Origin of the sequence: Paenibacillus sp. PsM32, assembly GCF_030433815.1 — a bacterium.
GTDB lineage: Bacteria > Bacillota > Bacilli > Paenibacillales > Paenibacillaceae > Saccharibacillus > Saccharibacillus kyungheensis.
Genome location: NZ_JARUWY010000023.1, coordinates 1 through 15370, shown reverse-complemented (window position 1 = coordinate 15370; position 15370 = coordinate 1). Strand labels below are relative to the sequence as shown.

The following is a 15370-nucleotide window of genomic DNA, read 5'->3' as shown; positions in this document are numbered from 1 at the left end:
ATTGGATATTAGTTAGCTCATTTATAGTAAAAAGAAGACAACTTTAAAAGATTCAGTTGTCTTCTTTTTACTTATTTTTTCTATTAAAATTTCTCTTTTACAAATTACGATCCCTAAAATAATTTGACATTTTTTGCAAATATTCATTTAAAGCTATTGGATCATTTGAATAATCCGCTATAAGGCTTTCTGTTCCTTTTTTACTTATAGCATATGCCCCATCCCATGCTAATGATCTTTCAGGTGGTCCCACTATTTTCTCATTTCTAAAAAAAAACCAACAATAGTCTGCTTCTTTAAATTCAGCACTTAATACGGAGATATTTTCATCATCCATAAAAGGCTTCAATCTTCTTAGAGCACTCTCGGTTGCTATTCTTTTAGCTTGATTAAAATCAATTTTTTTCACATAATCATTCATTTATGGTCTCCCTACATCCAATATTACATTTGGATTCAATTCAACTATTTTACCTAATTGTGTGTCAATAAAGTAAACTTGCCCATTTTTATTTATTACATTTATAACATGTTCAATACTACCTTGTTTTAAAAGAACAGCTGTAGCAAAACCATCTCCTGCTTCAATAATAATTTTTTTAACGTCACTAACCTGTAACTCCTTATTATGAAACCCCCATGGAGCACTAGGAGCTAGTTCTCCATAAGTTCCGTATCTTGTAGAATTTTCTGCAATAGAATCTATATTTCTTCCTGTCAATCTATCATGAGCAGCATTAGTACAAGAAACACAATTAATATTCACTCCGAATCCTGCGCCTTCTACATAATGCGGATTAACTCCTATCAGTTCTGGAAACTCATTATCCAATGATCGAGTTGAAGTATATACATGACTATACGCACTTCCTACTTCTTTGCTTGTGTTTTTCCCAAACTGCTTAACAACCCAACCTCCAGCATCAATAACTCCCTCGGTACCATACTTCCCAACATACTTCGCCCCAGGAATTGGAATCAAACTTGTTAATGTGCCGACACCATTTGCAATGCGATCTCCTACAGACAATTGTTCTCCTGTAATGTAGTTGACTCCTGTGATCGTTTCTTGAATCCCTTTTACCGTTCCTACATAAGGAATCGCATCGGCTCCGTAGCTTAATCCAGTCGTTACCCAAGAATCTCCATCCGCACTCAGTCCAAACGGATCAATATACGAGATTGGATTCCCATTCACATACGCATAGCGGTTCATCGTCAGTCCATCGTCAATACTGCCACTCAGGACATCTCGATTCACAAAGCGTTTGATCTCTGGATTGTAGTACCTTGCTCGCATCTGGTACAACCCGTTCGGATCGGTCATGACTCCATCGCGTCCGTTGTATTGGAACGGTTGCTCGGTCGTGCCTTCGTGTCCTAAAGATTCTCCGTAGGTGCCGTAGCTGTACGTATCGGTCAGTTGTCCTTTGGCATCCGTTAACGCTATTGTACTTCCACGACGGTCGTAGTGATAGCTTTGGTACGCTCCGTTTGCGTCTTGGCGTCCGATTAGACCATTACCATACACATACCATGCTGTCGGTTTGCCTGATGCATCGGTTTCCATCAGCACTTGAGACAGAACTGCTTCTGGATTGATCACATATTTCGTGGTCGTTCCGTTAACGGTCATCGACGTGCGATGATTTTCATTATCGTAGCCGTATTGTACACCGCCAGCTTGTACCAGACGGTTATGTGCATCAAAGGTATAGTTTTGCATTTGTCCAGCAAGTGGGCCGACTAGCATATTCCCTTCGGCATCATATTTCACAGCTTCGCCATTGACGGTAGCCAGACGATTGTCTGCACTATAGGTCATCGTCATATCGCCTGTGCCATAGACATCTGCGGTTACACTTGTTGGCTGCATGTACACATCTGTTTGTACATCGGATGATACGTTGTCTGTGGTTTCTGGTAATCCTTCGCTTTGGATCATCACATCTTCAAGTGATGGCGATAGTCCAGGGCCATAGACATCAGTGGTCACAGTATTTAGATCAGTGGTGATTTCGCCACCGTCTTCATTCGTCACTTGTCCAACCTGATCATACGTGTAATTGTATTCGTACAATACCGTTCCATCCGCTTGCAGGTCTTTCAACGTTAATACTTGTCCTGCGGCATCATACGTACGAACTTCTTTCGTTCCATCTGGACGGGTTGTCGATAACAAGCGACTGTTCGCATCATACGTATAAGATGTTTGGCGTCCTGTCCAGTCTGTTACTGTCGACAATCGACCGTTGGCATGGTACGTATATGCTACTTTTTTGCCATCTGGATACGTAAGTCCTGTTAATTGTCCTGCGGCATCGTAACTATACGAAATGGTCTGTCCATCTCCGTTAGTGAACGATTCGACGCGGTTCAATGGGTCATAGTTACGAACCAGTACTTCACCATTGCTACCTTTAACCGAAGTGATATTGCCATTAGCATCGTAGTCGTACGATACACTGCCTGCTTCATCGGTAAATTGGCTCAAGTTCCCTGCGGCATCATAGCTATATTGACTGTGACGACCATTTTTATCGGTATCACTACCTAGCAATCCTACATTGTTGTACGTGTAGCTATGATTGCCTCCTGCTTCGTCTTGCGCTGAAATCAGACGTCCGAGTAGATCGTACTGATATTTAGCTCGATTACCATTGGCATCGACCATTTGAGTAATCTGGCTAAACGCATCAATCGTCTGCGATGTACTGCCTTGAATCGCATCTTTGACTGATGTTAATTGGTTTTTGCGATCATATCCATAAGTGGTTGTGCGTTTTAATGGATCGACTGATTGTGTTAACTGATTCAAATCGTTGTACGTGCTTGTGTACGTATACCCTAGCGCATCTGTCATTTTGACCGGATTGCCTGCGGTATCGTACTCTACTGTATACATTTTGTGATTGAGTGCATCATAGGCTTCAATCGGACGACCTAGCTTGTCGTATGCATATTTTACAGTAGCGCCTGCGGCATTTGTCTCTGTCATTAGGCGACCAGCTGCATCATACGTAAATGAACTCTTACGACCCAATGGATCAGTGACAGCTGTCATATTGCCTTCGCTATCATAAGTGATCGAAAGTGTTCCACCCAGTGCATTACGAACCGCTGTTAATTGTCCATTGGCATCATAGGTGTAACTTGTTGTATTACCACGCGCATCGGTAACACTTGCTAGATTGTCTTGACGATCATACGTGTAACTTACTTTGTTTTTGAGCGGATCAATCGTATTGATTAATTGATCGTTATCATTGTAAACGACTTGTGAAAGGTTACCTTCTGCATCGCTTTGAGTCGTCATGCGACCTGCGGCATCATAACCCACTTTCATGATCTCGCCTGTAGAAGCGGTGACTGTATCTAACTTGTATCCATTGTAGCTATAGATCGTTTTGCCACCACGTGGATCAGTTGCGGCGGTTAACATGCCTTTGTCATTGTACTCATACGATACTTTATAACCTTCGGTATCGGTTGTACTGAGTAGGCGACTATTGGCATCATACGTGCTTGTAATACTGTTGCCATCAGGCCCTGTTGCTTTGAGCAAGTTCCCTTTCGCATCATAAGTCAATGTCATCGATAGACCGGATGGATCGGTATTTTTGGTCAAATTTCCTTTGCTATCGTATTCGAACTTCGCTGTCTGACCTAGCGCATTCGTAATACTTGTACGATTACCTTGAGCATCATAGGTATAACTTGTTTTGCCGTTATTCGCATCTTGCACTTCAACCAATTGATAATTGATATTATGCACACGTTTTTGAATATCACCGTTGCGATCTGTAATCGTCGTGGTGAGCATTCCGTCTGCATTACTATAAGCAAATGTTGTTGGTTGATGAGCTGTGATCCCATCATTTTGACGTAGTATTCTGCCTTTGCCATCATAAGCATTTGAGAATACAAGCTTGCCATCTAGTGAACCTGTCAAAATTTGATTGTTCTTATTGTACGTATACGTCGTCTTGTGACTACCCGGGTCTGTTAGTGTAATCAATCGACCGGTATCGTCATAAGTAAACGTAGATGTACGACCCGCTTGATCTGCAACAGTCGCTACTTTACCGATAGCATTGTAAGTGATGACGATCTTCGCTCCACTGGTCGGTTCAGTCACAGATAGTAACTTGCCTGCACTATCATATTGCATATTCATCGTAATTCCGCCACGTTCACCCATCGATTGCAGTGCTCCATTAGCAGCAAAAATATAATGCGTTCCATCATAACGAGTCAGTGTGTATGTGCCATTTGCATTTTTTTGCAATTGGTCATTACGGATTGCACGTTCTACAGGTGTATAGGTTGCTTTATCGCTATTGAGCATAAAGTTGTTCGTGCGGAAAGCATTCCAATACACGGTCATCTGACCGGTTGTATTGTTTTTACTCAAACGTATTTCAAAGTTATGACTCCATCCTTTACCCAGACCACCATTGCCTTGTAAAAGCGCATAGTACTGAGCTTGGAAAGGAATATCTACAGTTCCATGAGCAACCATCATCGTTTTGTTAATGATTTGTGCTCCTGTAGAAGTATCAACTGGATCAGCATAATACGTCTGTTGATCATAATCGGCTGGATCGATCGTACCGACAGAAGGATTTACTACAGGTGGAACAGGAACTGGAATCGTTGTTGTAGCTTCCATTTGGAACGATCCGTATGGGCTGTACAATTCATACGTCGTTGTTCCTGTATTACGAATAACGGTCGTATTACCCGCTCCGATATTAACAGTACCCGAACCTGTCTGTTCTTCTCCTTGCTCTGTCCAGTAACTGAACTTACTACCTACATTAAGCGTACGTGCATGATCATGTACATTGGTTGCTTTGACCAGCGCATTCGGTGCTAATGTATACAGCGATAGTGCAGGGTTCACTTGATCTTCAAAATTAAAATTGTCTTTATTTCCATTCACCAGTGTATTAGACGCTTGTTGCCCTGTAAGAATCGCATAACCACCTGCTGGAACAGATACCGAATTACCGGTTGACTTGCGATCAACATTTACAGGTTGGCCTGAAGCATCGTATACAGCCACATCGTATTTACCATCTACAGATAATGTAGCTGAACTACTTGATGTATTAGTAGCTTTCATCGTCTGATCCATAGTCAATGTTTTGACTAACAGATCATCACCTTGTGTGACTTTGATCGCTTCAGTTGGTGCATAGACTGTAATAGGTGCTACATCGACATTCGTCACTACCAGACGTGATGAAGCAGGAACAGCATGATAACTGGCTGTTGTTCCTGTACTCGAAGTGGTTAATGTGCCATTCGCATTGTACAGTTGATAACTATGATTACCTGCTAATTTGACGAAAAAGCTTCCTGGTGAAATATTACGGATTGAATAGCTTTCACCGATTTCAAGCGTTTTGATCGTTACCGGTTTACCGCTCACTGTTGCGATTTTGTATGCATCGTACGAACCTTGAACCGTTACGTTAGCTGTACCTGATGCTGCAACAACAATACGATCTCCTTTGGTCATCGCTTGTGAAGACAGTTGTCCCCACCCATACTCACGCACTTCTTTATTCGCTTTGTACTGTGCGTAATCATAAGGATTCCCATTGAAATATAAAAACATTTGATTTAGTGCATTTTGTTCAAACGCCATAGAATCATTCGTAGATAACGTTTTGATAAATGTGACTGGATTGCTTCGGTCGACGAACTTGAACGATTCGAAAGGACCATAGACCACATTGTACATGTCATCACTATTTTGAATCGCTATTTTGGCGTTAGGATCTAACGTTTGTCTAGGTGTTCCACTTAATCCAAAACTATACTGTTTTAAAGCTCCTGTACTGTCATAAGTCGCCATATCATAGATTTGCTCAATCGTTAATTGAGAAGGAATACTGTCTATATTGGTCGCTTCTAGACTTTGACCAGGTGCTAATGCTTTTTTCACCAAAGCAGGATTCGTACGGTTCGCGATCTTAAGTGCATCATAAGAACCTTCAATCATTACCGAATGTGCTGTTGGTGCTGTAATCGCAATACGCTCTCCATGCTCTAGAAGTTCAACTCCGCTTGTTGCTGCTCGTGCTACTGCATCAATTCCACCGTTTGCATCTCGTTTGACATAATCGTAGATATTATCTACAGCGTTGAGATACACGTTAAATGACTTCGCAGGTTGTGTATTGGTAATATCTACGCTCTCATCGGTATTGAGTACCTTCTGGAATGTAACTGGATTGGTACGTGAAGTGACTTTGAATGTGTCATATGCTCCATACATCAATCCATTGATCTCAGCCATATTTTGCACAGCTAGACGTTCACCGTTCTCTACTATTTGTGCAGTAGAACTGATATGGTTGCGGCTATATACATTTAATACGTTATTGGTAAATAAGGCTGAATCATAATCAACGGTTAGACGTATTTGTCCTGATTTTACTCCTGTGTATTCTGCTTCTACACTTTGACGTGGAGCTAGACTATATTCTACTAGAGCAGGATTCGTACGTGCTTGTATCGTGAACGCATCATAAGGGCCTTCTACTGTGAGATCGGTAGAGATCGTATTTGTAATCGACATTCTATTAGATGTAGGGATACTTTTGGTAGAACTTGTCTCATTTTTGCCCATATCTATAGATTGCCCTGCTTGATACTCTGCAAAATCGTATGTTCCTGTTGGATAGACAAAGAATGTTTTGCTTGTTTTATTCGTAAAATCCAGACTTTGTTTTGTAGATAATGTTTTCTTAAAGGTTACTGGATTGATACGATCTTTCCCTGTAAATAATTCAAATGCGGCGTACGCATCTATTGTTTTGACATCGGTGTTCATAACAGCTAAGCGCTGATTAGGATCTACAGAACGATATGTTGTTGCTGTACCACGATAATAGCTGTTAGGCTGATCTGCGGTATCATAATCCATCAAGTCATGTTTACCTGTAAAATAAACCATTTCGTTTGATTTATCTTTGTTGATAAACTCGGCACTCTGATTGATCGCTAATTGCTTCACAAGTAGTGCAGGATCGCTACTCGATTGAGCTGTTGTTACATCATACGGACTCAACACCACAAGCTGACTACTTCCAGAATTCGTTAGTGTCACTCGTTCTCCATTATAAAAAGGGAGTGACTTGGCGACACGGTCATGGTCTAGTGAGCGTAATGTGTCATCTGCACGATAACTCGCTTGATCATACATACCATCTGTATACATACTGAACATCGCCGGACTGGTGTTTGTTAATTTCACACTTTGCCCTGCATTGAGATACCCTTTGTACAGAGCAGGTTCGGCGCGACTACTGATATCAAATGCATCATAAGGCCCGGATACCGTCATCGCTTGATTACCACTATTGGTAGTGATTATTTTCTCATCTTTACTAATCAGATGTCTTGCACTTACGATTGGATTATCAAAATCATCCACTTTGTTGTTCTCTTTTTTGTAGACAGCATAATGGTGTTGTCCACTTGCCGTAATATAAAATGAATAGTTAGACGTATTGATCGTTTTTAACGTTTCGCCTACATTCAGTACACGATTAAATGTCACTGGCTGTGTACGAGCAGTCGCTACAAATGCTTCATAAGGCCCGTTGATACTCATTGTAACATTGCCTTTGCTTGTGTTGGTTACTGCTACTCTTTCACCTGGATCAGGGTACACATGTGAAGATCCTACGTTAGGTGCATAATCATTAATACCCGCACTATCATATAGAGCATAGTCAAATTCACCTGTCACAAACAAACCTGTTTTGGTAGGAGATACGTTCTTCACTTCTACCGAATTACCTGGAGAGATATTCTGTTCCAGTAAAGCAGGATTAGTTGAATCGGATATCACTGAATTCACTTTAGGAATTTTAATTTTAATCGCTTGTCCATTGTAAGCAGGGTTGGTAATAACAACATAGTTACCAATTCCCATAATGTAGCTAGCACTTGTATTTAAAATATCATAACTATCTACAGCCCCATTGGACTTGTACTCGGCAATCTGGAAACCTTTATCTTCGTTATCAGTTAACAGTTTCATGGTATCGCCAGAGTTGTTAAGCACTTTAATACTTTTGCCGGGTGCTAATGTTTTGGTTATCATCGGCGGTTCAACTTGAGTCGTGGTATAGAATGCCCCGTATGCACCACTAACTAGCATAGAAGGTCCATCAACATTGGTCACAATCAATGTCTCACCAGCACCAACATACTTGGTCACTGTTTTGGTTGTACCTGTTGAACTGACAGAACCATCCTCATTATATAGTGTGAATTCGTAAGTCCCTCCATTGTCAATATAGACATAAAAAGGCTTACTTAGTTGGTTTGTTGCTTGAAACGATCCACCAATAGGAACGTTATAACGAAAATCTGCTGGTTCAGTAGAACCCAAAAAATTAATAGGAAATGCAGGAGCAACAACATCATATGCTACTGTGTCACGATTTGTTACAATCATTGATCCATTTTTCGCTACAGTTTCTGAACCTTTAGCTTTTTTACGTGTAAATGTAGGAGATGATAATTCTCCGTCTGCTCCATAATGAATATTGGCATTAATTCCACCAATATCAATCGGCTGTGAATAATCTGGATTCAAATTTTGTACGAAAACACTGTTACCTGGTAATAAATTAAATCGACTTAAAGCTTGTCCAGCAGTCGTTAATACTGTGAATGTTTTACTCTTCATATCTATAGTTAATGGTGAGGGTGAATTATTAGTTAAACGTAGTTTCTGATTAATTGCCAAAGTAATAGGAGCATATGCTGTTTTAGTATCATACAGAGATACATCTCCATTGGATAAATATTTTACATAATCGTAATTATTACCTGTAACATATACTGTTGCGGAAGTAGAATAACCATGCGTAATGTCTACACTTTGCCCTGAGCCAAGTGAATATACACCTGTTGCCGCAGAAGCAGAATGCATTTTAAAACCTACAAAGATAGCCAATAAGACAACAACAAGAAAGGCCAACCGTACATATTTATTTTTCATTAACGATTATCCTCCTGTGTTGTCTGTTCAAATGTACGATCAGCAAATCCTGCTTGTGCTGTACCCTTTGATTTGAGAAGAACAATCTGTAAATGAACTCGGGCTTTGACTGCTTTCGCTGGAGCTTTTAAGTTAGCACCATATGTATGCCAGTCCGAATTTTGCTTGAGATTCAAAATGTTATTGTAATGTACTAATTTATTGTTTTTATCATAATAATTAATAATGACTTGCACGACAGCATCTTTTACATTGTTACTCTGCACCCAGCCATTATAAGAATAGGTTTGCCCTGCTTTGACAGGAATATCGCGGTAAATATTAGCTCCGCCTGTGCGTTTGGACGATACATCGATCCATTGTGTGTTCATCATAGAAGAAGAGGAATGGTATACATCGCTTGCTACGGTAGTGTCGCTATACACATTATGTACAACTGATTGAGGTGTCATATTTGCTATAGGTGCATATACATCTTCTGTTGCTGTACGATAACTTGCTTTAATTCCTTTCGTGGTATAAGCTGTCCACCCTGCAATAACGTTAGAAGCTTGGCGTAACGATTTACTATTAGTATTGGATGTGACACTTAACAAGTTCCCACCCTGATCATACGTATATATCGTTTGCTTGCCATCTTTGGTGACTGATGTGACCCGACCTAGATCATCGTATTGATACTCTGCTGCATACATGAGTGGAGCTGTGAGTAACATGCTAATCATACTGAGTACTATCATCGTGCTAATCTTTCTCATTTTATTAAATTCCTCTCCCTTTTGAATATCATTGACTCATACAACTTAGTTAGCAAATGTTAGACGTTTACTATATTTGATGTTCGCCTCATCTGTAATGACAATCTTTTTCACCTTTAGATCATTCTTTCCTTAAAAAGAATAGTCCTTACTATCTAATCAATATATGGGAAATCAGTCAACATAATTCTGGAAAATAACCGTAAATTTTCTGTAAAATATTTTTTTACGTCATTTTATATTTCATACGCTTACTTAGCTGTCTAACTTCAAAGATCGTATCAACACAAAAAGCCGTCTGTTTTTACCCAGACGGCTTGCTGATTTTATACCTCTAACATAGCTTTGGCTGCAATATCACTACGTTGATGCTTACCTTCAAATGTAATTTTTGTTGCTTGTTCATACGCTTTGGTGCGAGCAGAAGATATATCTGTACCCAAGCCGACAACACCCAGTACACGTCCGCCATTCGTAATCACTTCACCGTTCTGACCTTGCGCTGTACCTGCATGAAAAACAAGTGCTTGTTCATCGGTATGCTGTAGTCCACTAATCGGTAATCCTTTAGCATAAGCCGCTGGATACCCGCCTGAAGCCAAAATCACACATACTGCGGCTTCCTCGCTCCACTTGATCTCAATATCTGCAAGTGTACCGTTAACCGTCGCTAGAAAAATCTCAAGTAAATCACTTTCTAGACGTGGTAATACCACTTGTGTCTCCGGATCACCAAAGCGCGCGTTAAATTCAATCGTTTTTGGAGTACCATCTGGTGAGATCATTAGCCCAGCAAATAATACTCCGCTAAATGAACGTCCTTCAGCAACCATCGCTTTAGCTGTTGGTACAATAATCGTCTCGATCGCTTGATCGATAATACTTTGCTTGATATGTGGTAACGGCGAATAGGTTCCCATTCCACCTGTATTTGGACCTAGATCATTATCGTATGCTGGCTTGTGATCTTGCGCAGCAGGCATAGGACGAACCGTTTCTCCATCGACAAAAGCCAAAATCGACATTTCTTGTCCGACTAGAAATTCCTCGATAACCACTTTGCTACCGGCTTCGCCAAATACTTTATCTTGCATAATGGACTGTAACGCCTCGATTGCTTCATCCATATCATGAGCGACAGTTACCCCTTTACCTGCGGCAAGTCCATCGGCTTTGATAACGATAGGTGTAGATTGTTGCTGTAGATAGGTGAGTGCAGACTCATAATCGTCGAACTTCGCATACGCAGCAGTTGGAATATTGTATTTATGAAGCAAGTCTTTCATAAATGTTTTGCTACCTTCGATAAGTGCTGCATTTTTGCGAGGCCCATAGACAGGAATTTGACGCTTTTCAAAAACATCGACAATTCCATCAGCTAATGGATCATCCGGGCCGATCACGACCAAACCTACTTTTTTCTCAGTCGCAAAATCAGCTAACTTTTCAAATTCATTCACTTGAATCGGAACACATTCTGCTAATTGTGCAATCCCTGCATTACCAGGTGCACAGTAGATTTTGTCTGCTTTTGGGCTTTTGGTAAGCGACCAGATGATTGCATGCTCACGTCCACCACCACCCACAACTAAAATATCCATAACGTCACGCTCCTTTGAATAGAGAAGGATTTTTCCAACTATGTTCAAGCATTATTTCACTTTTACAAAAGTCTCAAACTAGTATAATTAACGCTCTACATCGAGTACATTAAGCAAGTGCACCCAACTAACAAAGCAACAGACCGAACAAGAAATATTCGGTCTGTTTTGTTGCTTATTGCAAGTGGATTTATAGGAATACCAAGCATTGTTGATCACGATCTATCATCTACATTTTTGCACTCTTTCTAAATACTATCTTGAAGTGCATAACTATTGACGCATCTCACACTCTCTCAGTGAACCTATCCCTATTTTTGCAAAATCATATGCTTATAATTAGTGTTTGAAATGACGTACGCCTGTGAATACCATAGCGATTCCGTATTCATTTGCCATTTTGATCGATTCTTCATCTTTGATTGATCCACCCGGTTGAATAATAGCTTTGATCCCTGCTTTGGCTGCTAATTCAACCGTATCGCCCATTGGGAAAAAGGCATCTGATGCCAAAATCGCTCCGTTCGCTTTGTCCCCTGCTTGTTCGATTGCAATTTTGGCTGCTCCGACACGATTCATCTGCCCTGCACCTACACCTACAGTCATATCATCGGCTGCTAGTACGATTGCATTGGATTTTACATGTTTGACGACTTTCCATCCGAATAACAATTGTTTTAATTCTTCGCCAGAAGGAGAGCGGTCAGTCACGACTTTTAGATCGTCTGTTGTAATGGAATGTACATCGCTTTCTTGTACAACCATACCGCCTTCAATCGTAGTTACCACATGCTGGGCTGTACGTTCTTCCGAAGAAGTCAGTTCACCCATTTTGAGCAAACGAATATTTTTCTTCTTCGTCAAAATTTCTAACGCTTCAGGTGTAAAGTCAGGTGCTAGTACGATCTCTAAGAAAATTTCGCTTAAAGGTTGCGCTGTTGCTGCATCGATTGTACGATTTGCTGCTACAATTCCACCGAAAATAGAGGTTGGATCTGCATTGTATGCTTTGTTGTATGCTTCAGCGATCGTCTCGCCTACACCGACTCCGCAAGGATTCATATGTTTGACAGCCACGACAGCAGGCTCTGTAAATTCTTTTACAATTTGCAAAGCCGCATTTGCATCATTGATATTGTTATAAGATAGTTCTTTACCATGTAATTGTTCAGCCGTTGTTAATGTCCCTGCTGGAGCCATTGGTTTACGATAAAATGCCGCCGCTTGATGCGGATTTTCACCATAACGAAGGTCTTGAATTTTCTCATAAGTGACCGTATAACGCTCTGGCAAAGGATCTCCCAAAACTTCACATAAGTAATCAGAAATCAATGCATCGTAAGCCGCTGTATGACGGAATACTTTAGCCGCTAGACGTTTACGTGTATCCAGTGTCGTATCGCCTTCTGCACGTACTTCTTCTAATACTTTGGCATAATCGCTAGAATCAACGACTACACTAACAAATGCATGATTTTTAGCTGCACTGCGTAGCATTGTCGGCCCACCGATATCAATATTTTCGATCGCATCTTCATATGCAACGTCTGGCTTGGAGATCGTTTCCTGGAAAGGATATAAATTAACAACAACAAGGTCGATATATCCGAGTTCCAAATCTTTCATTTGTTGCTGGTGTTCTGCGCTATCTCGAACCGCCAACAGACCACTATGTACTGCCGGATGTAACGTTTTGACACGACCATCTAGAATCTCTGGAAATCCAGTAACATCTGAAATTCCAATAACCGGTACACCTGCTTCAGCAAGTAGATTTTTAGTACCACCTGTCGAAATAATTTCTACACCCAATTGAGACAACTCGCGGCAAAAATCAACCACACCTGCTTTGTCGGACACGCTCACTAGCGCTCTTTTAATACTCATGATGGATTTATTCCTCCTTCAATTTTAAAAAGAATTTAAGCTTCCACAATCACCTGTCGTCCTTCAAGTGTTACTTTTCCTTTAGCAATCTGAGCTACAACCTGCGGATACAATTTCCGTTCAATATCATGGATCCGCTCTGCTAATGTCTCTGCTGTATCTTGTTGCTGTACTTCGATCGATTGTTGCGCAATAATTGGCCCTGTATCCATACCATTATCGACAAAATGAACTGTAATCCCTGTTACTTTCACACCATAAGATAACGCCTGACCTAACGCATCTTTTCCTGGAAAAGCAGGCAATAACGATGGATGTACATTAATCATCCGACCCATATATGGATCTACAATGGTTGGCGTAAGTAGGCGCATATATCCTGCTAACACAATCAGATCAATCTCGCGGCGTTGCAATTCAGCTACGATTTCCAGTTCATATTGTTCACGACTGCTATATTCTTTGGGAAGAAATACATACGTATCTACACCTGCCTGCATCGCACGCTGAACTACAGGAGCCTGCGGCTTATCAGATACTAACAATTCGATCGTAGTCGCATCTGGTTCACCGAAATATCCATCTTGCCATGCATCGACCATTGCTTGAAAATTAGTGCCTTCGCCTGAAGCGAACACAGCAATTCGAAAAGGCTTCATTACACATCGACTCCGGTAAATGTTACCACTTTATTTCCTTCTTGCACTGTACCTATTTGATACGCGGTTTCACCTTGTTCTGCTAGTAATGTCAACGCTTGTTCTGCTTGATCCGCAGGAACTACAATGACCATACCGATTCCCATGTTGAACGTAGTGAACATATCTTTATGGCTGATACCGCCTTTAGCTTGCATCAATTGGAAAATCGGCAAAATCGGCCAGTTTCCGTACTCGATATCTACATTTACATGTTCAGGCAACATCCGCGGAATATTTTCAATAAATCCGCCACCTGTAATATGTGCCATTCCTTTGACTTTAACGGCTTCTTGTAATGCAAGTGTAGACTTAACATAAATTTTAGTAGGCTCTAGCAATACATCGCCCAGCACCGCATTATCCAGTTCTGTTACGGTGTCTTTGAGATCATATCCAGCATCTTCAAGCAATAATTTACGTACCAGTGAAAATCCATTACTGTGTATACCACTTGAAGCTAGTCCTAGCACTACATCACCTGCTGCAATTTCACTGCCTGTGATCACTTTAGCTTTATCTACGATACCTACTGTAAATCCAGCAATATCATATTCACCTTCGGAATACATCCCAGGCATTTCAGCTGTCTCGCCACCGATCAACGCACATCCCGCTTGACGACAACCATCTGCAATACCGGATACGATCGCTTCAATCTTTTCAGGAATAACACGATCACATGCTAGATAATCAAGGAAAAATAACGGTTCTGCACCTTGTACTACAATATCGTTCACACACATCGCAACAGCATCAATACCGATTGTATCGTGCTTATCCATCGCAAATGCTAGCTTCAGCTTCGTACCGACACCATCTGTACCGGATACGAGTACAGGCTCATCGTATTTATCTTTGTTCAGGCCAAACAATGCACCGAAACCACCAAGTTCTGTCATCACTTCCGGGCGAAACGTTGTTTTAACGTGCTTTTTCATACGTTCTACTGCTTCATTCCCTGCCGCGATATCGACCCCGGCACTTTTATAGGCTTCTGACACTGTACATCGCACCTTTCGTTTGGGCTTAGGAAATGGGATGTGGTAGAAAGAGGTTGGGAGCTACAGCGCTGCGAGGAAAAGGTTGTTCTGTCGTCGCTGTTAAGATTGGATATCTTGATGGACTGCTAGGCAGTCGATATCCAACCTTAAAGGCGAGCGCTTCGCTCTTTCGAACAATCCTTTTCCTCTCCGCTTGAGCGTGGTTCAACTTTTCTAAAGCACACCCTAATTCTCTAAGGTTATTTTGGTAGTCTAGTTGGTTGAGGCTCTACTTCGTAATCGCTGGTTGTGTTGGATATTAGTTCGTATTGATTCTGTGGGGCTTGCTTTTTGCTCTTTGCTCTTTGCTCTTTGCTCTTTGCTCTTTGCTCTTTGCTCTTTGCTCTTTGCT

The 15370-nt window shown here is 41.1% G+C and carries 7 protein-coding genes; all 7 read right to left on the bottom strand.

All coding sequences use genetic code 11. The features are described from left to right. Positions 1 to 97: 97 nt before the first annotated feature. The 7 genes from QCD85_RS22855 to purM all read right to left on the bottom strand — a co-directional run bounded on the left by QCD85_RS22855 (position 98) and on the right by purM (position 14979). Positions 98 to 421, bottom strand: a complete 324-nt coding sequence (locus QCD85_RS22855; RefSeq protein WP_301263982.1) for a hypothetical protein — start codon at positions 419 to 421, stop codon at positions 98 to 100. After that, positions 422 to 9031 carry an RHS repeat-associated core domain-containing protein gene (locus tag QCD85_RS22850; protein ID WP_301263981.1) on the bottom strand — a complete coding sequence of 2870 codons (8610 nt, stop codon included), beginning with the start codon at positions 9029 to 9031 and terminating at the stop codon, positions 422 to 424. Then, the gene (locus tag QCD85_RS22845; RefSeq protein WP_301263980.1) at positions 9031 to 9789 is read right to left on the bottom strand and encodes an RHS repeat domain-containing protein; all 759 of its coding nucleotides are present in this window, start codon (positions 9787 to 9789) and stop codon (positions 9031 to 9033) included. The genes QCD85_RS22850 and QCD85_RS22845 overlap by 1 nt, the downstream gene beginning before the upstream one ends. Before the next feature lie 326 nt (positions 9790 to 10115). Then, positions 10116 to 11390 carry a phosphoribosylamine--glycine ligase gene (purD, locus tag QCD85_RS22840; protein WP_301263979.1) on the bottom strand — a complete coding sequence of 425 codons (1275 nt, stop codon included), beginning with the start codon at positions 11388 to 11390 and terminating at the stop codon, positions 10116 to 10118. A gap of 339 nt (positions 11391 to 11729) precedes the next feature. Further along, positions 11730 to 13277: a bifunctional phosphoribosylaminoimidazolecarboxamide formyltransferase/IMP cyclohydrolase gene (gene purH / locus QCD85_RS22835; RefSeq protein ID WP_273614848.1), complete on the bottom strand. Its 1548-nt coding sequence runs from the start codon at positions 13275 to 13277 to the stop codon at positions 11730 to 11732. A gap of 35 nt (positions 13278 to 13312) precedes the next feature. Continuing rightward, positions 13313 to 13936 carry a phosphoribosylglycinamide formyltransferase gene (purN, locus tag QCD85_RS22830; RefSeq protein WP_301263978.1) on the bottom strand — a complete coding sequence of 208 codons (624 nt, stop codon included), beginning with the start codon at positions 13934 to 13936 and terminating at the stop codon, positions 13313 to 13315. After that, on the bottom strand, positions 13936 to 14979 hold the full coding sequence (gene purM / locus QCD85_RS22825; protein ID WP_301263977.1) for a phosphoribosylformylglycinamidine cyclo-ligase: 1044 nt from the start codon (positions 14977 to 14979) through the stop codon (positions 13936 to 13938). The genes purN and purM overlap by 1 nt, the downstream gene beginning before the upstream one ends. Positions 14980 to 15370 lie beyond the last annotated feature (391 nt).